This window comes from Streptomyces sp. NPDC101393 (assembly GCF_044767385.1).
Taxonomy (GTDB): Bacteria; Actinomycetota; Actinomycetes; order Streptomycetales; family Streptomycetaceae; genus Streptomyces.
Genome location: NZ_JBIWNU010000009.1, coordinates 443,266 through 469,390, shown reverse-complemented (window position 1 = coordinate 469,390; position 26,125 = coordinate 443,266). Strand labels below are relative to the sequence as shown.

At 72.3% G+C, this 26,125-nt stretch carries 19 protein-coding genes; 6 read left to right on the top strand and 13 right to left on the bottom strand.

From position 1 onward, the window contains the following. Nucleotides 1-20: 20 nt before the first annotated feature. Complete coding sequence (locus ACIRQ7_RS29105; RefSeq protein WP_404265597.1) at nucleotides 21-662, top strand: superoxide dismutase; 642 nt, start codon at nucleotides 21-23, stop codon at nucleotides 660-662. A 625-nt stretch (nucleotides 663-1,287) separates the two neighbouring features. Here ACIRQ7_RS29105 and ACIRQ7_RS29100 read toward each other — a convergent pair. Next, complete coding sequence (locus ACIRQ7_RS29100; protein WP_404265596.1) at nucleotides 1,288-1,923, bottom strand: DsbA family protein; 636 nt, start codon at nucleotides 1,921-1,923, stop codon at nucleotides 1,288-1,290. 102 nt (nucleotides 1,924-2,025) lie between these two features. Here ACIRQ7_RS29100 and pepN (ACIRQ7_RS29095) point away from each other — a divergent pair, with 102 nt between their 5' ends. After that, entirely contained in the window at nucleotides 2,026-4,608 is a 2,583-nt protein-coding gene (pepN, locus tag ACIRQ7_RS29095; RefSeq protein ID WP_404265595.1) for an aminopeptidase N, read from the top strand. A gap of 150 nt (nucleotides 4,609-4,758) precedes the next feature. Then, nucleotides 4,759-5,781: a hypothetical protein gene (locus ACIRQ7_RS29090; RefSeq protein ID WP_404265594.1), complete on the top strand. Its 1,023-nt coding sequence runs from the start codon at nucleotides 4,759-4,761 to the stop codon at nucleotides 5,779-5,781. 26 nt (nucleotides 5,782-5,807) lie between these two features. On the opposite strand, the gene ACIRQ7_RS29085 is transcribed toward ACIRQ7_RS29090, so the two are convergent. Continuing rightward, nucleotides 5,808-7,553 carry a TIGR03767 family metallophosphoesterase gene (locus ACIRQ7_RS29085; protein ID WP_404265593.1) on the bottom strand — a complete coding sequence of 582 codons (1,746 nt, stop codon included), beginning with the start codon at nucleotides 7,551-7,553 and terminating at the stop codon, nucleotides 5,808-5,810. A 419-nt stretch (nucleotides 7,554-7,972) separates the two neighbouring features. On the opposite strand from ACIRQ7_RS29085, the gene ACIRQ7_RS29080 reads away from it, so the two are divergent. Continuing rightward, on the top strand, nucleotides 7,973-9,004 hold the full coding sequence (locus ACIRQ7_RS29080) for an aspartate-semialdehyde dehydrogenase (protein WP_401470209.1): 1,032 nt from the start codon (nucleotides 7,973-7,975) through the stop codon (nucleotides 9,002-9,004). 77 nt (nucleotides 9,005-9,081) lie between these two features. Here the strand turns inward: ACIRQ7_RS29080 and ACIRQ7_RS29075 are convergent, their stop codons facing one another. Further along, the gene (locus ACIRQ7_RS29075; protein WP_404265592.1) at nucleotides 9,082-9,429 is read right to left on the bottom strand and encodes a type II toxin-antitoxin system PemK/MazF family toxin; all 348 of its coding nucleotides are present in this window, start codon (nucleotides 9,427-9,429) and stop codon (nucleotides 9,082-9,084) included. Then, the gene (locus ACIRQ7_RS29070) at nucleotides 9,416-9,646 is read right to left on the bottom strand and encodes a ribbon-helix-helix domain-containing protein (RefSeq protein ID WP_404265591.1); all 231 of its coding nucleotides are present in this window, start codon (nucleotides 9,644-9,646) and stop codon (nucleotides 9,416-9,418) included. The genes ACIRQ7_RS29075 and ACIRQ7_RS29070 overlap by 14 nt, the downstream gene beginning before the upstream one ends. Nucleotides 9,647-9,767: 121 nt before the next feature. Between ACIRQ7_RS29070 and pepN (ACIRQ7_RS29065) the strand changes: the two genes are divergently transcribed. After that, nucleotides 9,768-12,368, top strand: a complete 2,601-nt coding sequence (gene pepN, locus ACIRQ7_RS29065; RefSeq protein ID WP_404265590.1) for an aminopeptidase N — start codon at nucleotides 9,768-9,770, stop codon at nucleotides 12,366-12,368. A gap of 220 nt (nucleotides 12,369-12,588) precedes the next feature. Here pepN (ACIRQ7_RS29065) and alc read toward each other — a convergent pair whose 3' ends face one another. The 8 genes from alc to ACIRQ7_RS29025 form a co-directional block, all read right to left on the bottom strand. Next, nucleotides 12,589-13,743, bottom strand: coding sequence for an allantoicase (gene alc / locus ACIRQ7_RS29060; protein ID WP_404265589.1), 1,155 nt, complete (start codon nucleotides 13,741-13,743; stop codon nucleotides 12,589-12,591). 92 nt (nucleotides 13,744-13,835) lie between these two features. Beyond that, on the bottom strand, nucleotides 13,836-14,822 hold the full coding sequence (locus tag ACIRQ7_RS29055; RefSeq protein ID WP_404265588.1) for a LysR family transcriptional regulator: 987 nt from the start codon (nucleotides 14,820-14,822) through the stop codon (nucleotides 13,836-13,838). A 29-nt stretch (nucleotides 14,823-14,851) separates the two neighbouring features. Next, on the bottom strand, nucleotides 14,852-15,817 hold the full coding sequence (locus tag ACIRQ7_RS29050; protein ID WP_404265587.1) for a DMT family transporter: 966 nt from the start codon (nucleotides 15,815-15,817) through the stop codon (nucleotides 14,852-14,854). A gap of 170 nt (nucleotides 15,818-15,987) precedes the next feature. Continuing rightward, nucleotides 15,988-16,968 carry an acyl-ACP desaturase gene (locus tag ACIRQ7_RS29045; protein WP_404265586.1) on the bottom strand — a complete coding sequence of 327 codons (981 nt, stop codon included), beginning with the start codon at nucleotides 16,966-16,968 and terminating at the stop codon, nucleotides 15,988-15,990. Between the two features lie 254 nt (nucleotides 16,969-17,222). Then, nucleotides 17,223-17,465 (bottom strand): hypothetical protein, encoded by a 243-nt coding sequence (locus tag ACIRQ7_RS29040; RefSeq protein WP_404265585.1) that lies wholly within the window; start codon nucleotides 17,463-17,465, stop codon nucleotides 17,223-17,225. 72 nt (nucleotides 17,466-17,537) lie between these two features. Then, on the bottom strand, nucleotides 17,538-19,274 hold the full coding sequence (locus tag ACIRQ7_RS29035; RefSeq protein ID WP_404265584.1) for an alpha-L-fucosidase: 1,737 nt from the start codon (nucleotides 19,272-19,274) through the stop codon (nucleotides 17,538-17,540). Nucleotides 19,275-19,387: 113 nt separating this feature from the next. Then, a complete protein-coding gene (gene malQ, locus ACIRQ7_RS29030; RefSeq protein WP_404265583.1) occupies nucleotides 19,388-21,511 on the bottom strand; it encodes a 4-alpha-glucanotransferase in 2,124 nt (707 codons plus the stop codon). Nucleotides 21,512-21,517: 6 nt separating this feature from the next. Next, on the bottom strand, nucleotides 21,518-21,787 hold the full coding sequence (locus ACIRQ7_RS29025) for a hypothetical protein (RefSeq protein ID WP_401470176.1): 270 nt from the start codon (nucleotides 21,785-21,787) through the stop codon (nucleotides 21,518-21,520). 601 nt (nucleotides 21,788-22,388) lie between these two features. On the opposite strand from ACIRQ7_RS29025, the gene ACIRQ7_RS29020 reads away from it, so the two are divergent. After that, a complete protein-coding gene (locus ACIRQ7_RS29020) occupies nucleotides 22,389-25,415 on the top strand; it encodes a beta-N-acetylglucosaminidase domain-containing protein (RefSeq protein WP_404265635.1) in 3,027 nt (1,008 codons plus the stop codon). Between the two features lie 81 nt (nucleotides 25,416-25,496). On the opposite strand, the gene ACIRQ7_RS29015 is transcribed toward ACIRQ7_RS29020, so the two are convergent. Beyond that, a complete protein-coding gene (locus tag ACIRQ7_RS29015; protein ID WP_401470173.1) occupies nucleotides 25,497-26,042 on the bottom strand; it encodes an HNH endonuclease in 546 nt (181 codons plus the stop codon). Between the last annotated feature and the right edge of the window lie 83 nt (nucleotides 26,043-26,125).

Genomic DNA, 26,125 nt, shown 5'->3' with positions numbered 1-26,125 from the left:
AGCAGTTGGAGAGGCTCGGCATGGCCACCTACACACTTCCTGAACTTCCGTACGACTACTCGGCGCTGGCCCCGGTCATCAGCCCCGAGATCATCGAGCTGCACCACGACAAGCACCACGCGGCGTACGTGAAGGGTGCGAACGACACCCTGGAGCAGCTCGCCGAGGCGCGCGACAAGGAACAGTGGGGCGGCATCAACGGCCTGGAGAAGAACCTCGCGTTCCACCTCTCCGGCCACATCCTGCACAGCATCTACTGGCACAACATGACCGGTGACGGTGGCGGCGAGCCGCTGGAGAAGGACGGCGTGGGCGAGCTGGCCGATGCCATCGCGGAGAGCTTCGGCTCGTACGCCGGGTTCAAGGCCCAGCTGACGAAGGCCGCGGCCACCACGCAGGGCTCCGGCTGGGGCGTGCTGGCGTACGAGCCGGTCAGCGGGCGCCTGATCGTCGAGCAGATCTACGACCACCAGGGGAACGTCGGGCAGGGGTCGGTGCCGATCCTGGTCTTCGACGCCTGGGAGCACGCGTTCTACCTCCAGTACAAGAACCAGAAGGTCGACTTCATCGAGGCCATGTGGCAGGTCGTCAACTGGCAGGACGTCGCGAAGCGGTACGCGTCCGCGAAGGAGCGCGCCAACAATCTGCTGCTGGTGCCGTAGCGGGTGCCGGTGCGAGTGCCGTAGCGGGTGCAGTAGCGAGTGCCGTAGCGGCGTGAACTGGACGTCCTGCCTCGTGATCGTCTTCTCAACCTTCACCTGGCAGGCGGAATAACGGCGAGGCCCCACGAGGACGTGACTCGTGGGGCCTCGCCTCTTGCGTGCCGGCGGCCCGGTGCGGGTTGCCGTCGGCGTACGTGGTTACGGGTCGGGTGGCTTGGGTGGGGTGGGTTCGGTGTGTGGGTGGTGGGGCCGGAGGGGGGCCGCCCCGGGGTATCTCCTCGACGCATGTGCCCTCGGGTACGTGGATTAGACGGGCCCCCGTCTGGCACCTGTCGCTGCGGGGACACCCCGGGGCGGCCCCCCTCCGGCCGTCCGCCATTGCCGACTCTCCCGCCGTACCCATGACCGTATGACAGGCGTACGCCTGGCCCGCTGTTGCCTGGTGCGCCGGGCCCGTTGCTCGCTCACGTTCCGGCCCACTGGGGGGCTTGCTGTCGTGGGGCGGCCGGGGGCGGGGGCGACTTCTGCACGTAGCCGAGGGCACATGCGTCGAGGAGACACCTCGGTGCGGACCCTCCGGCGCCCGCCCACGCAGCCCGGCCGACACCGCGAGCCAGGGGTGGGGTCAGTCGAAGATCGGGCCCTGGGTGCGGGTGCGCTTGATCTCGTAGAAGCCGGGGATGGACGCCACCATCAGCGTGCCGTCCCACAGCTTGGCCGCGTCCTCGCCCTTGGGGGCGGGGGTGACGACCGGGCCGAAGAAGGCGATCTGGTCGCCGTCGGAGCCGGGGACGGCGATGACCGGGGTGCCGACCTCCTGGCCGACCAGGTCGATGCCCTCCTTGTGAGAGGCGCGCAGCTGCTTGTCGTACGCGTCGGAGTCCGCCGCGTCGGCCAGCTCGGCGGGCAGGCCGGCCTCCTCCAGGGCGGCCAGGATGGTCTCGCGGGTCCGCTCCAGGCCCTGGTTGTGGAAACGGGTGCCGAGCGCGGTGTAGAGCGCGCCGAGCACCTCGCTGCCGTGCTGCTGCTCCGCGGCGATGCACACCCGCACCGGTCCCCAGGCGGTCGCCAGCAGCTCGCGGTAGCCCTCGGGGAGCTCGTCGAGCTTGTCCTCGTTGAGCACCGCCAGGCTCATGACGTGCCAGCGCACCTCGACGGGGCGGACCTTCTCCACCTCCAGCATCCAGCGGGAGGTCATCCAGGCCCAGGGGCACAGCGGGTCGAACCAGAAGTCGGCCGGGGTTTTCGTGGTCTCGGGCACGTCGTCTCCTCATAGGAACAGTCCTGTGGACGGTTCAACAGAGAGCCGGCGTGCCATGATTCCCGTGTTCGATATTCGAGACGACGGCAAGGGAGTCACTTCGTGCCAGGTGAGAATCTGTCCCGGGACGAGGCCCGTGATCGGGGCCTGCTGCTGAGCGTTGACGGGTACGACGTGGCACTGGATGTCCGGTCAGCGGTACAGCGGGGGGATGCGGCGGCCACCTTCCGGTCCGTGACCACCCTGCGCTTCCGTTGTTCCGAGCCGGGTGCCGCGACGTTCGCGGACCTGCTGGCGCCGTCCGTCACCTCCGTCCACCTCAACGGCCGCGAGCTGGACGCCGCCGAGGTCTTCGACGGCACCCGGATCGCGCTGGAGGGGCTGGCGGCGGAGAACACCCTGGTCGTCGACGCGCAGTGCGCCTACAGCCGGACGGGCGAGGGGCTGCACCGGTTCGTGGACCCCGAGGACGGCGAGGTCTACCTCTACACGCAGTACGAACCGGCCGATGCCCGCCGGGTCTTCGCGAACTTCGAACAGCCGGACCTGAAGGCGCCGTTCACCTTCGAGGTGACCGCGCCGGAGGGCTGGACGGTACTCAGCAACGGCGCGCAGGAGGGGGACGCCGAGGACGGTCGGCACCGTTTCGCGACGACGCGGCCGATCTCGACGTACATCACCGCCGTCGTGGCCGGTCCGTACCACTACGTCGCCGACTCCTACCGGCGCACGTTCGAGGACGGCAGTGAGCTGGAGATCCCGCTGGGCGCGCTGTGCCGCAAGGGGCTGGCGAAGCACTTCGACTCCGACGACATCTTCACCGTCACCAAGCAGGGCCTGGACTTCTTCCACGACCACTTCGACTACCCGTATCCCTTCGGGAAGTACGACCAGGCGTTCGTGCCGGAGTACAACCTCGGGGCCATGGAGAACCCGGGGTGTGTGACCTTCCGCGAGGAGTTCATCTTCCGCGGGAAGACGACCACCGCGGCGTACGAGGGCCGCGCCAACGTCATCCTGCACGAGATGGCGCACATGTGGTTCGGCGATCTGGTCACCATGCAGTGGTGGGACGACCTGTGGCTGAAGGAGTCGTTCGCGGACTTCATGGGGGCTCTCTCGCTGGTGGAGGCGACGCGTTTCCAGGACGCCTGGATCACGTTCGCCAACCGCCGCAAGTCGTGGGCGTACCGCGCCGACCAGCTGCCGTCGACGCATCCGGTCACCGCGGACATCCGTGACCTGGAGGACGCCAAGCTCAACTTCGACGGGATCACGTACGCGAAGGGCGCCTCGGTGCTCAAGCAGCTGGTCGCGTACGCGGGCCGGGACGCGTTCCTGGAGGGGGCGCGGCGCTATTTCAAGCGGCACGCGTACGGGAACACGCGGCTGGCGGATCTGCTGTCGGTGCTGGAGGAGACCTCCGGGCGGGACATGGCCGCCTGGTCGCGCGCCTGGCTGGAGACCGCGGGCGTCAATTCGCTGACGCCGCAGGTGACTTATGACGCGCAGGACCGAATCACCGAGCTGAGCGTCCTCCAGGAGGCCGCCCCCTCGCATCCGGAGCTGCGGCCGCACCGGGTCGCCGTGGGCCTCTACCGGCGCCGGCAGTCCACGCTGGTGCGGTACGCCCGCGCCGAGGTGGATGTCGCCGGGCCGCGGACGCCGGTGGCGGAGCTGGCCGGTCTGGAGCGGCCGGACCTGATCATGGTCAATGACGACGACCTGACGTACTGCAAGATCCGCTTCGACGAGGGGTCGCTGGCGACGCTGCGCGCCCGGCTCGACGAGATCGCCGACCCGCTGGCCCGCGCCCTGTGCTGGTCCGCGCTGTGGGGGCTGACCCGGGACGGCCTGATGCCGGCCCGCGACTACCTGGATCTGGTGCTGCGGTTCGCGGGCCGGGAGACCGACATCGGTGTGCTGCAGTCGCTGCACGCCCAGGCGCGCACGGCGCTGGACCACTACTCCGCTCCGGGCCGCCGGGAGGCCGCCACCCGCGAGCTGGCCGAGGGGGCGCTGCGCGAGCTGCGGCTGGCGGAGCCGGGCAGCGGCCACCAGCTGGCCTGGGCCCGGCATTTCGCCTCGGTCGCCTCGACCGCGGCCGATCTCCAGCTGGTGCAGGGGCTGCTGAACGGCACCGCGAAGATCGACGGGCTGGTGGTGGACCAGGAGCTGCGCTGGACGCTCCTCGCGCCGCTGGCCTCGCACGGCGCCGCCGACGCGGACGCCCTCGCGGCCGAGCTGGCCCGCGACGACACCGCGTCCGGCAAGCGCCATCAGGTGCGCTGCCTGGCCGCCCGCCCGTCGGCGGAGGTCAAGGCGCGGGCGTGGGCCGATGTGGTCGAGGCCGACACCCTGTCGAACGCACTGGTCGAGGCGACGATCAGCGGGTTCGCGCAGCCAAGTCAGCGGGAGCTGCTGGCGCCGTACGCACCGCGCTACTTCGCGATGATCGAGCGGGTGTGGCGGGAGCGGTCCATCGAGATCGGGATGGATGTGGTGCGCGGGCTCTTCCCGTCCTGGCAGGTGGAGCAGGCCACCCTGGACGCCGCGGACGAGTGGCTGGCCGGGCATGCGGGGGCGGCGCCCGCGCTGCGCCGGCTGGTGTCGGAGGAGCGGGACGACCTGGCACGGGCGCTGCGTGCGCAGGTGTGCGACGAGGCGGCCGCGCCGAGGCTGTGACCCGGGAGGGGCGGGCGCCGGGGGACAGATCTGCCGGACCCGTCCTTTTCGGCAGTCGAACTCCCGTACTTTAGTGCGGTGTTGTCCGGTTTGAGGTACGGGCGTGTAACAGCGGTTAGGGGGTGGAGCGGGAGCGGGAATGGCCGGGTCATGAACCACGACACCCCGCTCTCCCCGCTCCCCCTCCACCACCTCGCCGGTGCCGGCTGCCGGGTGGTCACCACCCGGCAGCTGCGCGAGCACGGCGTGGCCGCCACCGAGACCACCGAACGGTGCCGCCCCGGCGGCCCCTGGCAACAGGTGCTGCCCGGCGTGTATCTGCTGCACCCGGGGCCGCCCACCAGCGAGGAGCGGCTGCACGCCGTGCTGCTGTACGCCGCGCACCGGGGGCCGCGGGTGCCCGGCCAGGGCGGTGTGGTGCCGGACGCGCCGGAGGCGATGATCACCGGGCTGGCGGCGCTGGCCCTGCACGGCTTCTCCGCCGCTCCCCCGCTGCTGTCGCTGGACCGGATCGAGGTGCTGGTCGCGCGCACCCGGCGGCTGCGTTCGACGGGATTCGCGCAGATCGTGCGGGCGCAGGAGATGCCGCTTCCCGCGGAGATCACCGGGGTGCCGGTGGCGCCGGTGCCCCGGGCGCTGGCGGACGCGGTCGGCCGGCTCACCGACGCGTCGTCGGCGCGCCGGCTGCTGACCGAGGCGGTACGCGGCGGGCACTGCGAAGCGACCACGGTGGTACGGGAGTTGAGCCGCGCCCGGGTGCTGACCCGGCCGCATGTGGTGGACGCGGTCGACACCTTGCTGGCGGAAGGCCGGTCGCTGGCCGAGCAGCGGCTGTACGCGATGGTGCACACCCACGGGCTGCCCGATCCGCTGTGGAACGTGGATCTGCGGCTGCCGGGCGGGCCGCACCTGGGTGGTGTGGACGCGTTCTGGCCGGAGCACGCGGTGGCCCTGGAGATCGACACCCGGGCGCCCCGCCCGGAGGAGGACCCGATGCGCTCGCCCTTCGACCGCAAGCGCGAGCATCTGGAGCGGCTGGGCATCACGGTCGTGCGCTGTGTGCCGCGCACCCTGCGCGAGGCCCCGGCGCATCAGGCCGCGGTGGTGCGGACGGCGCTGATGACGGCACCGGACCGGGAGCCGAGCGCGTATGTGGTGGTACTGCCCCGCTAGGCCTGTCCGTCGAGGGGGCGAGGGTTTCAGCGGCGGTCGACGAGCAGCTCGACGTTGCGGTCGCCGGGCTCGCCGGCCAGGTCCGTACGGGCCTGGGGCGCGTTGGCGGACAGTTCGCGGTAGAGGGCGGCGAGGCCGGTCTGGGAGAGGTCGCCGAAGTCGGTGCGGTGCGGGGCGGCCGATTCCACCAGGGTGGTGAACAGCGAGAGCGTGCCGTCCTGGTTGTCGGTCAGCTCGATGACCCGCGCGAGCTGCGGGAAGTCGATGTGCGAGGCGGTGGAGACCTCCCAGAAGGTGCCGTGCGGGGTGATGTCGTTCTTGTGGCTGTGGCCGTTGATCCAGCCCACCACGGCGGGGTGGGCGCGCAGCAGCTCGATGAGTTCGGCGCCGGTGTGCCGCGTCTCGTGCGGGCGGGCCGGGTCGGGGCGGGTGTTCTTCATGGTCTTGCCGGTGTGGTGGCTGAAGACCAGGACATGGCGGCCGGCGTGCCGTTCGTTGTCCCGCAGCGTCTCCTTGAGCCAGCGCAGCTGGGCGCCGCCCAGGGAGCCGGTGTAGTGGCCGGCGGGGTCGGTGGTGTCCAGGCTGATGCCGAGGACGTCGTCGGAGATGTCGAAGGTGTAGTAGAGCCGGTCCTCGGCGAGGTGGGTGGCGGTGTAGCCGTGACCGTGCGGGCCGGGGCCGGCGTGGGCCGGGTCGAGGTGCGCCGTGAGGTATTCGGCGCGGGTGAAGGGGGCACGCCGCTCGTCGGGGGTGACCGTACGCGCCTTCTTCGCGTGTGCGGTCAGCAGCCGCTTGAAGTCGGCGCCTCGCGGGTCGAGCCCCTTCTCGACCGCCTTCCACACCGTCGCGGCCTCGGCGGCCGGCAGCGTCTCCAGCTTGCGGTCGCCGGTGGCGAGGTCGGTGAAGAAGGGGTCCCCGGGGGCGTAGCAGCCACCGGGCAGTGAGTCGTGGTTGCCGACGGTGGAGTACCAGGGCATCCGCAGTCCCGGGCTGTGCACGGTGCGGATCGCGGCGTCGAGGAAGCCGTCGAGGCGGGGGAAGCCGGCCCGCTTGTCGGCGTCGCGCAGGGCGCTGCCCGGCTGCCAGTAGAGGGGAAGTCCGCTGTTCTGGACGCCTTCGTAGCGGCGCGGGTCGCCGGAGTTGGGGGTGATCCGGCCGCCGCTCATCGCGGTCAGGAACCAGTCGAGTTCGAGCCGGGAATTGTTGTCGGTGTTGTCGCCGGTGGTCATCACGAACGACAGCGGGGATCCGGTGGCCGGCCCGCCGGGCAGCGCGTTGATCCGTTCGATCAGCGAGATCACGCCGGGGACGGACAGCGCCTCCTGCGGCCGCCAGGCGCTGGCGGTCTCGGCGCGCAGGTATTCGTAGCGCAGCGGGCTCTGCACATCGACCAGGTGCAGGTCGGTGAACTGCACGAACGACGCGAGCGTGGTGCGCCGCCCGGCGCGCCCGCGGTGGGCGGCGGCGAGCTCGGCGCGTACGACGCGGTCCCAGGCGGGGCCGTCGCCGAGCCGCCGGTAGCCGCCCGTGCCGCGCGGGGTGGCGACGCTGCCGAGGGTGGTGCCCCGCGCGTAGGGCACGCGGGGGACTGCGGGCGCGTCGACCGGTTCGGGGGCGACGGGGGCGGGGCCCGGTGCGGCGGTGGCGGCCGCGGCGGGCCGGTCGGCGCCGAGGCCGAGGGTGAGGCCGAGCCCGGTGGCGGCGGTGACGGCGCCGGAAGCGGCGAGGAAGGTACGGCGGTCGAGGGTGGCGGCGGACCGTATGCGGGACATGCGCGAACTCCCCGGGTGCGAGCGCGAAGGCGGCCGGGCAGCGCAACTGCCCGCTCATCCTGGATCGTTGACAGCGGGGGTTGCCTGGGCGTGAACGGCGCCGCAACGACGGCCGCCCATCACCGGACAGGGATCTTCGGCGGGCGGGCGGTCACCGGCCGCCCGCTCCGGGTGCGGGCGGTGTCCACCGCGCGTTCACCCGGCCGGGCGCCGGGCGTCCGAGCGGGCCAGATATGGTTACACACCGCGCCCGACCCGGCACTATGCGTCGACTTCGGCCGTCCCGACCCGCCACGTTATGGAACGGATTGGACAAGGCGACGGGGGTCACACACATGATGGGAGCGCTACTGAGCAGGTGTTGTCCGAAGACACCCATGTCTGAAGACGCCTATGTCAGGTCGGAAAGAAGGAGTCCCATGAGGATCGGAATCGTCGGAGCCACCGGACAGGTCGGCGGCGTGATGCGGGGCATTCTCGCCGAGCGGAACTTCCCGGTCGAGCAGCTGCGCCTGTTCGCTTCGGCCCGGTCCGCCGGACGCACGCTGCCCTGGCAGGACACCGAGATCACCGTCGAGGACGCGGCCACCGCCGACTACTCGGCGCTGGACATCGTGCTGTTCTCGGCCGGCGGCGCGACGTCGAAGGCACTGGCGCAGAAGGTCGCCGACGCCGGCCCCGTCGTGATCGACAACTCCTCGGCCTGGCGGCGTGACCCCGAGGTCCCGCTGATCGTCTCCGAGGTGAACCCCTCGGCGATCACCGACCGCCCCAAGGGCATCATCGCCAACCCGAACTGCACCACGATGGCCGCGATGCCCGTGCTGCGTCCGCTGCACGACGAGGCCGAGCTGGTCTCGCTGGTCGTCTCGACCTACCAGGCGGTGTCCGGCAGCGGTCTCGCCGGTGTGGCGGAGCTGGACGGGCAGGCCCGCAAGGTCATCGAGCAGGACGCCACGAAGCTGACGCACGACGGTGCGGCGGTGGAGTTCCCGGAGCCGGACAACTACGTCCGCCCGATCGCGTTCAATGTGCTGCCGATGGCGGGCTCGATCGTCGACGACGGGCTGAACGAGACGGACGAGGAGCAGAAGCTCCGCAACGAGAGCCGCAAGATCCTGGAGATCCCGGAGCTGAAGGTGTCCGGCACCTGCGTCCGGGTCCCGGTCTTCACCGGCCACTCGCTCCAGATCAACGCCCGCTTCGCGCGCCCGCTGAGCGCCGCCCGCGCCCAGGAGCTGCTGGCCGGCGCCCCCGGTGTCACGCTCTCCGACGTCCCGACCCCGCTGCAGGCCGCCGGCCAGGACGCGTCCTTCGTGGGCCGTATCCGCGAGGACGAGACCGCCGAGAACGGCCTGGCGCTGTTCGTCTCCAACGACAACCTCCGCAAGGGCGCGGCGCTGAACGCCGTGCAGATCGCGGAGCTGGTCGCGGCGGAGCTGCGCGGCTGATCCGCGCGCGGCCCCGCACAGGGCGGGCGGATCCGGTGGTCACCGGGGCCGCCCGCCCTGTCGTGTGTGTGGGGCGCTCAGAGCGCAAGGTGGCGGCGCAGCGCCACGTCGATCTCCGCCATACGGGGGCGCGGCACGGCGCCGACCTTCTTGCGCATGCGCTCGGGGGTGACGGCACGGACCTGCTCGCACTGGGCTTTGGAGTCCCTCGGCAACCGGCACTCGTCCGCACCGAGGAAGACCTGGAACGTGAGCACGCGTGAGGTGTTCGACGTCAGAGGAATGACCGTGATCACCCCACGGCCGTTGAACTCGACCGACTGGTTGGCGCCGTTGTTCGACACAATGACGGCCGGTCGGACCTTGTTCGTCTCGCTGCCGCGCGCCGGTTCCAAGTCGACCATGTAGATGTCACCACGCCTCATGGGAGATCCCGTCGCCGCTCGTGCGATCCCACAGCGCCGCGTCCTCGCTGGCGTCCCACTCGGCGAATGCCTCCGTGTACTCCGCTTCCAGGTCCCCGGCGCGCAACGCTTCGATGGCGGCGTGTATCACGGCGGACCGCGACTCGGCCGCCGTTCTCGTCGCGTACTCGTCAACGAAAGCGAGATCCTCCGCGGGCAGACTCACACTAATCTTCATACCTTGATGCTACCCCGGTGCGAACGAGCGCACTACCGCGATATCCCCCCGCGCCCGCCCGGGAACGCGTGGAAGGATGGCGTAACGCCGCATACAAGGACGCTTACGAGGAGATGACCAGGTGCCTGGCACGAATCTGACCCGCGACGAGGCGCAGCAGCGGGCACGGCTGCTGACCGTGGACGCGTACGAGATCGATCTCGACCTCTCCGGCGCGCAGGGTGGGGGGACCTCTCCCTCGGGCGAGGCCGCGGGCGGGACGTTCCGGTCCGCGACCACCGTGCGGTTCGACTCGGCCGAGGCGGACGCCCGGACGTTCATCGACCTGGTCGCGCCGGCCGTGCACGAGGTCCGGCTCAACGGCGAGACGCTGGACGTGGCCGAGGTCTTCAAGGACTCGCGGATCGCGCTCGCGGGGCTGCGGGCGGGCCGCAACGAGCTGACGGTGGTCGCGGACTGCGCGTACACCAACACCGGTGAGGGGCTGCACCGCTTCGTCGACCCGGTGGACGAGCAGGCGTATCTCTACACGCAGTTCGAGGTGCCGGACGCCCGCCGGGTGTTCGCGAACTTCGAGCAGCCGGACCTGAAGGCGACGTTCAAGTTCACCGTGAAGGCCCCCGAGGGCTGGACCGTGATCTCCAACTCGCCGACCCCCACGCCGGTGGACCATGTCTGGCACTTCAAGCCGACGCCCCGCATCTCGACGTACATCACGGCGCTGATCGTCGGCCCCTACCACAGCGTGCACAGCACCTGGGAGGGCGCGGACGGGCGGTCCGTGCCGCTGGGGATCTACTGCCGGCCGTCGCTGGCCGAGCACCTGGACGCGGAGGAGATCTTCGCGGTGACCCGGCAGGGCTTCGACTGGTTCCAGGAGAAGTTCGACTACGCCTACCCGTTCGCGAAGTACGACCAGCTCTTCGTGCCGGAGTTCAACGCGGGCGCGATGGAGAACGCCGGCGCGGTGACCATCCGCGACCAGTACATCTTCCGCTCGAAGGTGACCGACGCGGCCTACGAGGTGCGCGCCGAGACCATCCTGCACGAGCTGGCGCACATGTGGTTCGGCGACCTGGTCACCATGGAGTGGTGGAACGACCTGTGGCTGAACGAGTCGTTCGCGACGTACACCTCGATCGCCTGCCAGGCGTACGCGCCGGGCTCGAAGTGGCCGCACTCCTGGACGACGTTCGCGAACTCCATGAAGACCTGGGCCTACCGGCAGGACCAGCTGCCGTCGACGCACCCGATCATGGCGGAGATCCGTGACCTGGACGACGTCCTCGTCAACTTCGACGGCATCACCTACGCCAAGGGCGCCTCGGTGCTCAAGCAGCTGGTCGCCTATGTCGGCATGGACGCGTTCTTCAAGGGCGTGCAGGCCTACTTCAAGGCGCACGCCTACAAGAACACCCGGCTGAGCGATCTGCTGGGCGCGCTGGAGGAGACCAGCGGCCGTGACCTGAAGACCTGGTCGAAGAAGTGGCTGCAGACCGCCGGGATCAACGTCCTGCGCCCGGAGATCGAGGTCGGCGCCGACGGCGTGGTCACGTCGTTCGCGGTGCGCCAGGAGGCGCCCGCGCTGCCCACCGGCGCGACGGGCGAGCCGGTGCTGCGCCCGCACCGCATCGCGATCGGCTGCTACGACCTCAAGGACGGCAAGGTCGTCCGCAGCAGCCGGATCGAGCTGGATGTCGACGGCGAGCTGACCGAGGTGCCGTTCCCCAAGAACACCCCGCGCCCCGCGGTGATCCTGCTCAACGACGACGACCTGTCGTACGCCAAGGTCCGTCTCGACGAGGAGTCCCTGAAGGTCGTCACCGCGCACCTGGGCGACTTCACCGAGTCGCTGCCGCGCGCCCTGTCGTGGGCGTCGGCGTGGGACATGACGCGGGACGGCGAGCTGGCCACCCGCGACTACCTCGCGCTGGTGCTGTCCGGTATCGGCAAGGAGTCGGACATCGGCGTCGTCCAGTCGCTGCACCGCCAGGTGAAGCTGGCGCTGGACCTGTACGCGGCCCCGGAGTGGCGCGAGAGCGGCCTCACGCAGTGGACGGACGCCGCGCTGGAGCAGCTGCGGGCGGCCGCGCCGGGCAGCGACCACCAGCTGGCGTGGGCCCGCGCGTTCGCCGGCGCGGCCCGTACCGGCGATCAACTGGACCTGCTCCAGGGCCTGTTGGACGGTACGGAGACGCTGGACGGGCTGGCGATGGACACCGACCTGCGCTGGTCGCTGCTGCAGCGACTGGCCGCCACCGGCCGGGCCGACGAGAAGGCCATCGCGGCGGAGCTGGAGCGGGACCGGACGTCGGCGGGCGAGCGGCACGCGGCCGTGGCGCGTGCCGCACGGCCGACGGCCGAGGCGAAGGCGGAGGCCTGGGCATCGGTCGTGGCGTCGGACAAGCTGCCGAACGCCCTGCAGGAGGCCGTGATCGGCGGTTTCGTGCAGACCGACCAGCGGGAACTGCTGGCGCCGTACACCGCGAAGTACTTCGACGCGGTCAAGGGCGTCTGGGACGCCCGCAGCCATGAGATGGCCCAGCAGATCGCGATCGGCCTCTACCCGGCGCTCCAGGTGTCGCAGGAGACGCTGGATGCGACCGACGCCTGGCTGGCCTCGGCCGGTCCGAGCGCGGCGCTGCGCCGGCTGGTCACCGAATCGCGCGCGGGCGTCGAGCGGGCGCTGAAGGCGCGGGCGGCGGACGCCGCGGCCGGCTGACCCGCAGGCGACAGGGGCGCCCGGGACCGTGTGGTCCCGGGCGCCCCTGCGTATGGGGTGAAACCGCCCGGCGGGCGGGCGTCGGTGCGCGGCCGCCCGCCGGGCGAGTGGGGGTACCCGGCCCCTTGAAGAGCTCGGGGGAATGTCCGCCGGGCCCCGTCCCCCTCCTACGGGGCCCGGCGGAGGAAGTGGGTCCGCGGAGCGGTCCGGTCCGGTCCGCTCAGCCGTTCAGCTCGTCGAAGCGGCGGCCGAGCTCGGCGCGGCCGGCGTCGGTGAGGCTGCCGTGCACCCGCATCCGGGCGAGGCCACCGTCGGGGAAGACGTCGAGCCGTACATGGGTGGCGGTGACGGCCTCGGGCAGCTTGAAGCGGTGCGGGGTGTCGGGCTGCAGCTTGGTCTTGGGCAGGACCGGGAACCACGAGGCGTCGTCGGCCGGGTCCGCGGTGGCCGCGTCGCAGGCGTAGAGGGCGGCCCAGCCCGCGGAGTTGCCCTTGAGGTAGGCGGTGTCGATCTCGACGGCGCGGATCTCGCCCTGCGCGGCGAGGCGGAAGCGGACCCAGTCGTTGGTGCCCTTGACGCGGCGGCGGCGGTTCTCCCAGCCGTCGTCCATCTTGCGGGACAGGTCGGGCTGGATGATCTGGGTCGGTGAGGAGTAGAAGCGGTCGGAGGCGTCCTCGACGGAGCCGCCGTGCATCACCGACGCCAGGTCCAGGGTGCCGAGCACGTCCAGCCACTCGGGGTCGGGGACGACCTCGCCGTGCACGCGGAGGCGGGCTATGCCGCCGTCGGGGTGCTGCTTGAGGCGCAGGTGGGTGAAGCGGCGGTCGACGGTGACCTCGAAGCCGTTCGCGGCGTGGCCGCGTACGGGCGTGCGCGGGACCAGCTCCTCCCACTTCACATCGGCGGCGAGCAGCTGGTCGGGGCCGGGGCTGCCGGGCAGCGCGGTGGCCTCGACGGTGACCTGCTGCGGGTAGTTGCCGCGGAAGTGGGCGGTGTCGACGATGATGCCGCGGATCACGCCGGGGGCGGCGAGGCGGATCAGCGCCCAGTCGTGCTCGTCGTCGGTGGGGAAGGGGTGGTCGCCGTCGGCGCCGCGGCGCCTGCGGGTCTCCCAGCCGTCCATGATCTTGCCCTTGTGGCCGAAGTGCTCGGGGTCGAAGACCGCCGGGCCCGGCTTCAGCAGGTTCTCGCGCTCGGCGAAGAACTCGTCGTTCGCGGCGATCACACCGGCGCCGAAGCGGCGGTCGGCGAGGTCGATGAGCGAGGTGAAGGGGAAGTCCCCTCCGCGGTAGTCGGCGAAGGGGTCGCCGCCGCCGTACGGGTTGGCGTCGTTGGCGTGCGGGTCAGTGGAGTGGGCGGCCGGGGTGGTGGTCATTTCTGCCTTTCGACGTGACCTGCGTGCTGGGGACCTCTCCACAGTCGCACCCCGCATCCAGCAGGTCCATCGAAAGTTCTTGAGGTATACGTTCAGCTGGACTGAACAGTCCCGGCGGACTCCTGGGGCGCCTGCGCACCCGCCGTCTGGTCGGTCGCCGCCTGCCGGAGCGCGGCCAGCAACCGGGTGAGCCCCGGCGCCGCCTCGGAACCGCGACGGGCGGCGGCCACCACATGGCGGCGCGGCTGGTCGGCGTGCAGCACCCGCAGGGCGACCCGGGCGCCGCCGCGCTCCCCGCGGCTGAGCGCGGCGCCGATCCCGCCCGCCATCGCCATCCGCGGCACCAGCGCGACCCCCATGCCCGCCGCGACCATCGCCAGGATGGCGCTCCAGTCGGCCGCCTCGTGCGCCTGCTCGGGCACGAACCCGGCGTTCTCGCAGGCCGCGGTGGTGATCTGGGACCAGGGGCCGCTGCTGCCGAAGATCCACGGCTCGTCCGCGAGGTCGGCCAGCCGCAGCCCCGGTTCGGCGGCCCGCGGATGGCCGGCCGGCAGCGCCACGTCCAGCGGGTCGGCGAGCAGCGAGACCCGGCTGAACTTGGGGTCGCGCGGGGTGGGGGCGTGCGCGGCCAGCGACAGCGCGAGGTCGACGCTGCCCTCCGCGAGCAGCTCGTACGCGGCCTCCGCCTCCGCCTCGCGGACGGTGACGGCCAGCCCCGGATGCGTACGGCGCAGCTCCTGCACGGCGGGGACGACCAGCGCGGGGATGGAGGTGGAGAACGCGCCGACCCGGATCTGGCCGGCCTCGCCCTGGAGGTAGCCGAGGAGTTCGGCATCGGCGCGCTCGAGCTGGGCGAAGACGGCCTCGGCGTGCCGCAGCACCAGATGCGCGGCGTCGGTGAGCCGGACCCGTCGGCCGTGGGCTTCCAGGAGCGTCACCCCGAGCTGCTTGGCGAGCCCGGTCAGCTGCTGCGAGACCGCCGAGGGCGTCATGTGCAGCGCCTCGGCGGTCGCGGTGACCGTGCCCAGTTCGTTCAGGGTGCGCAGGATGCGCAGCTTCTTGATGTCCCAGTCGGCCATGCGGGCAGCGTACGCACCCGCGGGGACGGTCATGTTCTGCCGTCCGCCGCCTCCGGGGTCTGTCGCCGCACCGACCCCAGGGCGACGCCCGCGACGATCAGCGCCATGCACACGACCTGGGTGAGACCGACGCCCTCGCCGAGGACCGCCAGGGAGAGCAGCGCGACGCAGACCGGCTGGAGGTAGTAGACGACACCGGCGCGCGCGGCGCCGACCAGGGCGATGGCCTTGTTCCAGGTGAAGTAGGCGACGGCGGAGGAGAGCACGCCGATGTAGAGGAGCGGTCCGACGGTGCCGGCGGTGAGCGCGAAGCCGCCCTGGACGCCGAGGCTGACGGCGTACGCGGGCAGCAGCATCGCGGCGCCCAGCGCGAAGGTCATGAAGAGGAAGGCGAGGCCGCCGATCTCCTGGGGGCGGCGGCGCAGCAGGGCGCTGTAGCCGGCGAACGCGAGGGTGGCGGCGAGCATCCAGAGGTCGCCGGTGGCGAAGTCGAGGTGCAGGACGGCGGCCGGGGAGCCCTTGCCGACCAGGGTGAGGACGCCGAGCAGGGCGAGGACCATACCGGCCACGCGGCGTCCGCCGAGCTTCTCGCGGCCTCCCGGGCGCCGCCCGCCGATGAGGTCGAAGAGCGCGATCATCATGGGTGAGGCGGCCGCGATCATGGCCATGTTGGTGGCCGAGGTGCTCTGACCCGCCTCGTAGATGAGGGTGTTGAAGAGGGTGACGCCCAACAGGGCGGCCGTCGTGAGGAATCCGAGGTGCCGGCGGATGGCCGGCCACTGGGTGCGGACCTGCGGGAGGGCGAGCGGGGCGACCGCGAGCAGGGCGATGATCCAGCGCCAGAAGGCGGTCTGGACGGGCGGGACGGTGTCGTGCAGGGCGCGGGCGATGACGAAGTTGCCGGACCAGACGACGGTCGCCGTCAGGGCGAGCGTCAGGCCGATGCTCTGCGCGGACGGTGTGCGGTGGGTGCGGGCCCTCTCCAGGACTGCCACGGTTTCCTCTCCCTCGGTGATGCGGACGTCTCCACCGTGGCAGCAGGCAACCCATCAGGTCTATCGAATAATTCAGCCCATTCATTTCAGTAGAACTGAATAAATGGGCCGGGTGGCGCGGCAGGCGCGCGGGGGCGGGGAGCGGCCCGCCCCGCGCGCACCGGCCGTCGTCAGGCGCTCTTGCGGGCCTCCCGGCGGGCCAGGATGGCCGCCTGGCGCTCCTCGAACTTGCGCGCCTGGTCGTCCAGACCGCCCATGAACAGCCCCAGCTCCTCCTGCGCGGCGAGACCGGCCGGGCCGAGGCCGCCGATGTCCAGCACCTTGAGGTAGCGCAGCACGGGCTGCAGCACATCGTCGTGGTGGATGCGCATGTTGTAGATCCCGCCGATGGCCATCCGGGCGGCGGCCCGCTCGAAGCCGGGCATGCCGTGGCCCGGCATCCGGAAGCCGGTGACGACGTCGCGCACCGCGCACATGGTCTGGTCGGGCGCCATCTCGAAGGCCGCACCGAGGAGGTTGCGGTAGAAGACCATGTGGAGGTTCTCGTCGGTGGCGATCCGGGCCAGCATCCGGTCGCAGACCGGGTCACCGGAGTGGTGGCCGGTGTTGCGGTGCGAGATGCGGGTGGCCAGCTCCTGGAAGGCGACGTACGCGACGGAGTGCAGCATGCTGTGCGCGTTGTCGGACTCGAAGCCCTCCTCCATGTGCGCCATGCGGAAGCGCTCCAGCTCGACCGGGTCGACGGCGCGGCTGGTGAGGAGGTAGTCGCGCATCACGATGCCGTGCCGGCCCTCCTCGGCGGTCCAGCGGTGCACCCAGGTGCCCCAGGCGCCGTCGCGGCCGAAGAGGGTGGCGATCTCGTGGTGGTAGCTGGGGAGGTTGTCCTCGGTGAGGAGGTTCACGACCAGGGCGATCCGGCCGATGTCGGTGACCTTGGACTGCTCGGGGGACCAGGCTTCGCCGCCCATGACCCCGTCGAAGTTCCGCCCGTCACTCCAGGGCACGTACTCGTGGGGCATCCATTCCTTGGCGACGCCGAGGTGGCGGTTGAGTTCCTTCTCGACGACCTCTTCGAGCGCGTAGAGCAGCTGGGCGTCACTCCAGGCGGTCCGGCCTAGCTCTCCGTTATGGCGGCTGGGGGCGATGGTCACGGGGGAACTCCAGGGGGACGACGATGACCTACGACTCCGCAGGTTTGACCTACGGCTCCGTAGGTTACGGCATCGTAGGTTTGGTCCGGTTAAGCGTCGCCCCCCTGTCAAACCGGCCGAAAAGCGCTCGATAGCCGCCTCGCAACCCCTTTTTCACCTGCCAGAACGCCGGAAACTCAGCAGGTATGACAAAGGGGCGCCCACCGGTTTGTGAAAACCGATGGGCGCCCCTTCAGGCGTCGCCGGAGCCGGCGTCAGCCCTTGGCTTTGGCCTGCTTGCGGGCGCTGACCGTGACCAGCCCCGCGATGATCAGGAAAAGGACGAGGGGAACGGCGACGTAGAGGCCGAGCGTCTGGATCACGCTCAGGCCCGGACCCGGGTCGTCACCGTCGTCGCGGGCGAGCGCGAACGCGGGGGACGACATCAGCAGCATCAGCGCGGTGCCGGCGGTGATGGTTCCGGCCCGCACGGCGTTCTTCTTGACCTTGTTGCTCACGAAGTCAACGTATCGGACCCCCCGCCGCCCCGCGCGCCCGGGGTCCGCGCGCCCCCGGGCGGGGCCCCGCCCTCAGCCGGCCGGGGGCCGGCTGCGGTGCAGCGTCACCGGCTGGAGACGGGTGGGCCCGCGGGATTCCAGGACCCGGACCCGTACGGCGTCCGCGGTGACCGTCCCCGGCAGGGCGAGGATCCGCCGGTGTCCGATGGTGGTGCCCTCGGCGACCGTGCGCCAGGCGCCGCCGGAGCGCGCCTGCACCGCGAAGCGCTCCACCCGCTGCCCGTGCCGGATGTCCTCGGCGAGGCCGATCCGGTCGAAGGTGTAGGGGCCGGGCCCGGCGGCCTTCAGGTCCGAGCCGTAGGTGTCGCGCACGGCGGCGCCGAAGGCGGTGAGCGCGGCGAGGTCGTCGCCGGCGATCCGGCCGTCCTCGGCGGGCGGCACGTTCAGCAGCAGTGCGGCGTTGCGGCCCACGCTCTTCTCGTACAGGTCCATCAGTTGCGCCGGGGTCTTGGGGTGTTCGTCCGGGTGGTGGAACCAGCCGGGGCGCAGCGAGACATCGGCCTCCGCCGGATACCACTGGAGGTACTTGGTGGTGGGCGCCAGCAGCTTGGCGCGGGAGCCGATGTCGGGGTCGGTGGAGTCGTTGGGCAGGCCGCCGGCCATCACCGTCCACGGGTCGTCGGTGGACGGGGTGACGCTCCACTCCGTCTCGCGGGCGATGCCCTTCTCGTTGCCGACCCAGCGGGCGCCCTGCGGCCCGGCGAAGACGACGGTGTCCGGGGAGAGCTGGTGGATCACCTTGAACCACTGGGCGACGTGGTATTTCTGGGTGATGCCGGAGTCGGTCCAGGGGTTCGCGCCGTCCAGCCACAGCTCGTCGAGCGGGCCGTACTGCGTGAACAGCTCGTAGACCTGATTGAGGTAGTAGGCGTCGTAGTCGTCGGCCTGTACGTGGAAGGTGGGCAGCTTGCCGCTGCGGACGGCGGCGGCCCGGTCGTCGCCCGGGACCAGGGTGGGGAGGGTGCGCTCGGTGACCTTGCTGCCGTTGCCGAAGCGGCCCAGACCGCGCGGCGCCTGGTCGCCGTCGGCCAGCGCCATCCGCTCGGGCAGGCTGAGCGGCTTGCCCTCCTGCTGCTTGCGCCGGATCTCCTCGACCCACTTCGCGTGCCAGGCGTGCGGGAGTTCGGCGCCGTCGGAGGGCGAGAGGTAGATGCCGACCTTCAGCCCGGCCTTGCGGGCGGCCTTGACGTACGCGCCGACGACATCGGGGCTGCCGGGGCTCGCCTCGACGGTGTGCGGGCTGTAGCGGCTGGGGTAGAGCACGAACCCGTCGTGGTGCTTGGCGGTGAGCATCACCTGCTCGGCGCCGGCCGCCTTGTACGCGCGCATCCACTGGTCGGCATCGATCCGGGAGGGGTGGAACAGCTTCTCGTCCTCGGCGCCCGAGCCCCATTCACGGTGGGTGAAGGTGTTCATGCCGAAGTGCGTGAAGGCGGTCACCTCCCGTTGCTGCCAGGCGAGTTGGCCCTTGGTGGGGACGATATGGGCGGCCTTGTCGATGATCCTGGCCGGGGTGTCGCAGGGCTCGACCGCCATGTGCGAGGCGGGGCGGACGGGGCCCTCGCAGGGCCCGCCGCGGGCCGCAGCCGGGGCCGTCGGCGTCGCCTGGGACGCCTGGGACGCCTGGACGGGGAGCAGGGCCGCGGCTGCGGTGAGCGCGAGGGCACCCAGCGTCCGCCGAGTGGCGCGGTAGCGGTGACCGGGGTGGTTGGTCGGGGGTCTGGGGATCCGTTCCGTTCGGCGTGCCATGGTTCCCTCCAACTCGCCGACCACGCACGGTGAATGGTCGGATGTCTGGATGGTGTCCAAGGCATGGTGCCGGACGGCAGTACGTACCGGAAGGGTGCGCGTCGAGACCGTTCTCAGAGATTCTCTGCGGACAATTCCCGCATCAACGCATGCAATCGGGGCGATGCGGCCAGCTCTTCGAGGGTCTGCGGCCGCCCGTCAGGCCCCGCGATCGGCAGCCGCCAGTTCGGGTATTCATCCCATGTACCGGGGAGATTCTGCGGCCTCCGGTCCCCCACCGCGTCCGGCAGCCACACCCCGACCATCCGCGCCGGGGTACGCAGCAGAAAACGGTGCACGGCCCGGACCACCGCCTCCTCGTCACCCGCCCCCTCGGGCAGCAGTCCGCGCCGCGTCAACTCCCCCATCCACTCGGTGAGTTCATAACGCGCGCGGCTACGCTCCCGCCCCGCGGGCCCGGCCAGCAGCCCGAGCCGCTCGCGCAGCGCGACGTCCTCGCCGCTGAGCCGGGCGGCGGTGGTCGGCAGATCGTGGGTGGTGACGGTGGCCAGACAGTCGGCGCGCCACTCCTCGGGCCCCAGGATCCGCGCCTCGGAGGGGCACTCCCCGCCCTCCACCGGCTCACCGGCGGACTCGGACGCCACCGCCCCGCCGCCGTAATCCCGCTCGAACCACAGCACCGAGGTGCCCAGGACGCCGCGTTCGGCGAGCGCGCCCCGCACACCCGGTTCGACCGTGCCCAGGTCCTCGCCGATCACCGCGGCGCCCGCACGGTGCGCCTCCAGCGCCAGCACCGCGAGCATCGCCGCACCGTCATAGCGGACGTACGCGCCCTCCGTCGGCGGCCGCCCCTCGGGGACCCACCACAGCCGGAAGAGCCCCATCACATGGTCGATGCGCAGCGCCCCGGCATGCCGCAGCAGCCCGCGCAGCAGCTCGCGGTACGGGGCGTGGCCCGCGGCTGCCAGCGCGTCCGGGCGCCAGGGCGGCAGACCCCAGTCCTGGCCGCGGGAGTTGAAGGCGTCCGGCGGCGCGCCGATCGACATCCCGGAGGCGAACGCGTCCTGCTGCGCCCAGGTGTCGGCGCCGCAGGGATGCACGCCGACGGCGAGGTCGTGCACCAGGCCGACGCCCATCCCGGCGTCCAGCGCGGCCCGTTGGGCGGCGGCGAGCTGCTGGTCGGTCAGCCAGGCGAGGTAGCAGTGGAAGTCGACCCGGTCCATCAGCCGGCCGGCCAGCCGGGCCGTGGCCGCTGACCGGGGGTCGCGCAGCGCGGCCGGCCAGCCGCGCCAGTCGGGACCGTGCAGCTCGGCGATGGCGCACCAGGTGGCGTGGTCGTCCAGGGCCTGGCCCTGTTCGGCGAGGAAGTCGCAGTAGGCGGCCCTGCGCCCGGGGGGCAGCGGCACCGCCCGCAGAAGTTCCAGGGCCGGCTTCTTCAGCTCCCAGACCGCGTCCCGGTCGATCAGCGCGCCCCGTTCGAGGACGCCGGCGCGCAGCGTCGCGGCCCGTCCGGCCAGCTCGTCGGCCTGGGCGCGGGCCGCCCCGGACAGCGCCGCGTACTCCGGGATGTGCTCGATCCGCAGATGGACGGGGTCGGGGAAGCGGCGCGAGGAGGGGCGGTAGGGGGAGGGGTCGGTGGGCGGGCCGGGGACGGCGGCGTGCAGCGGGTTGAGCTGCACGAAGCCGCTGCCGAGGGCGCGCCCCGACCAGGCGGCGAGGTCGGCGAGGTCCCCGAGGTCGCCCATCCCCCAGGACTGCCGGGACAGCAGGGAGTAGAGCTGCACCAGGAAGCCGTGGGTGCGGCCTGGCGGGGCGGGCACCCGCTCGGGGGCGACGATCAGATGGGCGCGAGCGGCCCGGCCGTCGGGTGCGTGGGCGTGCAGTGTGTGGATCCCGAGAGGCAACCCGCCGGGCAGCCGGCCGAGCGGGGCGCCACCGTCCCCCAGGTGCGGCGCCCCGTCCTCGGTCTCCACCCGCAGGACGCTGCCTTCGGGGAGACCGGTGAGGTCGGGCGGCCGGTCCTGGTGTGCGACGACGGTCGGGGGGAGCAGCGCGTGCTCCGCGCGGCCTCGGTGTGCGTCCAGTGCGGCTGTCACCGCCTGCGGGGTCGATGCGTCGACTCCCAGGGCGGCGAGCACGGCGACCACGGTGTCGTCACCGACGGTGACGGTCCTCCCCGGCGAGGGGGCGTAGGACGTGGCGATGCCGTGCAGCCGGGCGAGCCGGGCGCGGCCCATGGGTCCTCAGACCTCCATGGACTCCGTACCCAGGCCGGCGGCTGTGGGCTCGCTGGTCAGCGGCAGTTCTGCGGAGATCGGCACCTCGCTGGTCAGCGGCGCGGCGTCGGCGAGCGGCGGCTCGCTGGTGAGGGGCGGCTCGGCGAAGCTGAAGGATCCGGCGCCGTCCAGGCCGGAGTCGGGATCGGAGATCCCGTCGAAGAAATCGGGCTCCATGAGCGCACCTTCCGGTTTGGAGGACAGTGCGTCGAGGAGCAGCTGAGCGGATGCGGCCACGGAGGGCCTCCCGTTCATCGGTAGTGGGACAGGTTCTGCACTACCCACTCGACACGATCGCAGACGTATCCAGACAGCAAACGTGACTCACGTCACATTATCCCCCTCGCAGGCGATTTCGCGGCATGAGCCGTCCGGGGGCGCAGAGGACGGGGACAGAACGGACATCGCAGCGGACGTTCTGTTGGTCACACCGCCCGCGAAGCGCATCGGCCAGTCGGGGCAAATCCAGCATTTCGCCGGGCCCGGGGCGCTCCCCCCATCGACCGATGGACACCCGCACCGCCACAATGGTGGGCTCATGGCGAAGGTCCGTCCGAACGGGCACCGGAGGGCACGAATACACCGGTCCCACGCCGCGCGCAGCACGACCAGCTCTCCACCGCGGCAGGGTTCCGACGGCCGGGGAGCTTGCGGCGCGCGGGCGCGAGGACGCACCGGGCGCCGGATGAACGGGGCGCCGGCGCGAGCCGGCAGAGCGCAGTGACGGGGACGAGGAGCAGCCGTGCGAGGCCGGGGCGTATGGAGCGTCACACGAATCGTCAGGAGCGGCAGGAGCGGGGCGGGTGGTGCCCGCGCGCGCGTCGCGGGCACCACCGCCCTGGCCGCGGCGGTCGTCGGAGGTCTGCTCGGCGGCGTGCCGAGCGCCCAGGCGGCGCCGGCCGACCCCACCCTCGGCACCCCTGACCGGCCCGATCGCCCGGCCGGCGCCGAGCGGCCGCCCGCCGTCTGGCCGCGCCCGCAGTCGCTGCGGGAGCTCGGCGCCGCCGTACCCCTCGGCCACGAGGCCGCACTGGTCACCGCCCCGGACACCGATCCGTACGCCCTGGACGTGCTGCGCGGGCTGCTGCGCGACGCCGGGGTGCGCACGGTCCGTGAGGTGGCGCCCGACGCGCCGCTGCCCGCCGGCGGGCCGGTGATCCGGGTCGGCGGCGAGGGGGCCGGGGCCGCGCTGCGCGCCCTGCGCGCGCCCGCCCGCGGGGATCTGCCCGCCGGCGGCTACCGCCTCGCCGTCGGCCAGGTCGCGGGCCGCGACACGGTCGCCCTGGACGGCGTCGGCCCGGACGGCCTCTTCCATGCCGCTCAGACCCTGCGCCGGCTCGTCACCGACCGCGACGGCGGAGGCCGGCAGCTGGCCTCGGTGGCCGTACGCGACTGGCCCGGCACGGCGGTGCGCGGCACCACCGAGGGGTTCTTCGGGCGGCCGTGGACCCAGCCGCAGCGGCTCGCCCAGCTCGACTTCATGGGGCGCACCAAGCAGAACCGCTATCTGTACGCGCCGGGCGACGACCCGTACCGCCAGGCCCAGTGGCGCGACCCCTACCCGGCCGCGCGGCGCGCGGACTTCCGGGCGCTGGCCGAGCGCGCCCGCGCCAACCACGTCACCCTCGGCTGGGCGGTCGCCCCCGGCCAGTCGATGTGCCTGTCCTCCCAGGAGGACCGGCGGGCGCTGCGGCGCAAGGTCGACGCGATGTGGGCGCTGGGGGTGCGCTCCTTCCAGCTGCAGTTCCAGGACGTCAGCTACAGCGAATGGCACTGCGCCGCCGACGAGGACGCCTTCGGCTCCGGACCGCGGGCCGCCGCCAGAGCCCAGGCGCAGGTGGCCAACGCACTCGCGGCGCATCTCGCCGAGCGGCACCCGGACGCGGCGCCGCTCGCCCTGATGCCGACCGAGTACTACCAGAACGGCTCGACCGACTACCGCGACGCGCTCTCCGACGCGCTGGACGAGCGGGTCGAGGTGGCCTGGACCGGCGTGGGCGTGGTCCCGCGGACCATCACCGGCGGTGAACTCTCCGCCGGCCGCCAGGCGTTCGGCCACCGCCTGGTGACCATGGACAACTACCCGGTCAACGACTACGCCCTGGACCGGATCTTCCTCGGCCCCTACACCGGCCGCGAACCGGCCGTCGCCACCGGCTCGGCCGCGCTGCTGGCCAACGCCATGCAGCAGCCGCTGGCCTCCCGGGTCCCGATGTTCACCGCCGCCGACTACGCCTGGAATCCGCGCGCCTACGACCCCTCGGAGTCCTGGGACGCGGCCGTCGACGACCTGGCGGGCCCCGACCCGACGACACGTGCCGCGGTGCGCGCCCTGGCGGGCAACGACGCCTCCTCCGTCCTCGGCAGCACCGAGTCGGCGTACCTCCGGCCGCTGATCGACCGCTTCTGGAAGGCCCGCGAGGCCGCCGTCAACCACGGCGGGCCGGGCGGCGACGAGGGCCTCGCCAAGGCCGCGAAGGCGCTGCGGGCCGCGTTCCGCAGCATGAGCGAGGTGCCGCGGCGGCTGCCGTCGGACCTGGCCGACGAAGTCCGTCCCTGGTCGGAGCAGTTGGCCCGCTACGGCAGCGCGGGCGCGCACGCCGTCGACGCGCTGATGGCACAGGCCCGCAACGACGGCTCCGCCGCCTGGGCCGCGCAGCGCGCGACGCGGGCCCTGCGGGAGGAGATCGGGCGGAGCCCGGTGACGGTCGGCAAGGGCGTGCTCACGCCCTTCCTGGAGCGGTCGATGACCGAGGCGGACGCCTGGACGGGCGCCCGCGCCGACTCCCCGCCGCCCAACGAGGGCGCCGACCCCACCTCGCTGACCGTCCCCTTCGAGCGGGCCCGCCCGCTGACCGCCGTCACCGCGCTGACCGATCCGGGGCATCCGGCGCGCGCCGTCTCGCTGGAGGCGCACGTACCGGGTGCGGGCTGGCGCCGTCTCGGCCCGCTCGCGGCCGGCGGCTGGACCGAGCCGAAGGCCCACGGCCTGCGCGCCGACGCCGTCCGGCTGACCTGGCCGAAGGGCACCGAGGCCCCCTCCGTGCACGCCCTCACGCCCTGGTTCGACGACACCCCACAGGCCGGCCTGGAGCTGTCCCGCAAGGAGACCGACGCGGAGCCCGGCGGCCGTGCGGAGGTCGACGCCCGGCTCTACTCCCGGCGCCCCGGTGACGTACGGGAGAAGCTGACGGTCAAGGCGCCCAAGGGCTTCACCGTGCACGCGCCCCGGACGGTCACCGCGCCGCGCGGCGGCACCGTCACGACCCGCATCGGCGTCGACATCCCCCGGGACGCCCCCTCCGGGACGTACCGGATCCCCGTCAGCTTCGCCGGCCAGGAGCAGACGCTGACCGTACGCACCTATCCGCGCACCGGCGGAGAGGACCTGGCGCGCGGCAGTGCGGCCACCTCCTCAGGGGACGAGACGGCGCGTTTCCCGGCGTCCGCCGCCACCGACGGCGACCCCAGGACACGCTGGTCCTCCCGCCCCGAGGACGACGCCTGGCTGCAGTTCCCGCTCCCCCGCCCGACCCGGTTGGGCCGGATCGTCCTGCACTGGCAGGACGCCTACGCCGCCGGTTTCCGTGTCCAGGTCTCCGCCGACGGCCGCAGCTGGCGCACGGCGGCCACGGTCCGCGACGGCAAGGGCGGCCGCGAAGCGGTCCGCATGGACGCCAAGGACGTCCGCCATGTCCGCATCCAGGGCGACAAGCGGGCCACCCGGTTCGGCTACTCGCTCTGGTCGGTGGAGGCCTACGCGGTCAGCGAGAAGCGGGCGGACGGGAAGAAGCACGCGAAGGAGCACGGCGGGAAGAAGCCGGCGGGCGGGAAGAAACCGGGCCCGGCGTCACGGGCGGACTGACCGGCATCCCGTCCGGGGCCGGCGGACGCGGCATTCCCGCCGGAGCGGGCGCCCGCCGACCTGGACGCAAAAAACCCGAATCTAGGCCGATATCACCGATACGGCGTCGATTCGGGCCAAGGCATCGTCCGCCCCGTACGGTTGCAAATACGGCAACCAGCGCGGATCGCGGTGACCCGTACCGATGATCCGCCACGCCAGCCCTGACGGCGGGGCGGGTTGATGGCGCAGCCGCCAGCCGATCTCGGCGACATGGCGGTCGGCCTTGACGTGATTGCAGCGCCGGCAGGCGGCGACGACGTTCTCCCAGGTGTGCGGACCTCCGCGGCTGCGCGGGATGACGTGGTCGACGCTGGTTGCGACGCCACCGCAGTACATACAGCGCCCGCCGTCACGGGCGAACAGCGCCCGGCGGGTCAGTGGAACGGGGCCTCGAAAGGGCACCCGCACAAACCGCTTCAAGCGGACCACGCTCGGAGCCGGTATGACACGGGTCGCGCTGTGCATCAGGGCGCCGGACTCCTCGAGGCTTACGGCCTTCTCATTGAGGACGAGGATGAGCGCGCGGCGGAGCGGTACGACGCCGAGCGGCTCGTACGACGCGTTGAGGACCAGGACATGCGGCACGGGTGCCTCCTTGTACGCCGGCGGCGCGTGGCTCGCGCCGGGACGATCTCCCCCAGTGTCCCCCGGTGCCTGGTCGGAGCGCC

Bases quoted from the DNA above. Each gene is read 5' to 3' on its own strand.
- ACIRQ7_RS29035 (WP_404265584.1), bottom strand. From the start codon at position 19,274: ATGGCACGCCGAACGGAACGGATCCCCAGACCCCCGACCAACCACCCC.
- ACIRQ7_RS29080 (WP_401470209.1), top strand. From the start codon at position 7,973: ATGAGGATCGGAATCGTCGGAGCCACCGGACAGGTCGGCGGCGTGATG.
- malQ (WP_404265583.1), bottom strand. From the start codon at position 21,511: ATGGGCCGCGCCCGGCTCGCCCGGCTGCACGGCATCGCCACGTCCTAC.
- ACIRQ7_RS29105 (WP_404265597.1), top strand. From the start codon at position 21: ATGGCCACCTACACACTTCCTGAACTTCCGTACGACTACTCGGCGCTG.
- ACIRQ7_RS29070 (WP_404265591.1), bottom strand. From the start codon at position 9,646: ATGAAGATTAGTGTGAGTCTGCCCGCGGAGGATCTCGCTTTCGTTGAC.
- ACIRQ7_RS29090 (WP_404265594.1), top strand. From the start codon at position 4,759: ATGAACCACGACACCCCGCTCTCCCCGCTCCCCCTCCACCACCTCGCC.
- ACIRQ7_RS29085 (WP_404265593.1), bottom strand. From the start codon at position 7,553: ATGTCCCGCATACGGTCCGCCGCCACCCTCGACCGCCGTACCTTCCTC.
- ACIRQ7_RS29055 (WP_404265588.1), bottom strand. From the start codon at position 14,822: ATGGCCGACTGGGACATCAAGAAGCTGCGCATCCTGCGCACCCTGAAC.
- ACIRQ7_RS29075 (WP_404265592.1), bottom strand. From the start codon at position 9,429: ATGAGGCGTGGTGACATCTACATGGTCGACTTGGAACCGGCGCGCGGC.
- alc (WP_404265589.1), bottom strand. From the start codon at position 13,743: ATGACCACCACCCCGGCCGCCCACTCCACTGACCCGCACGCCAACGAC.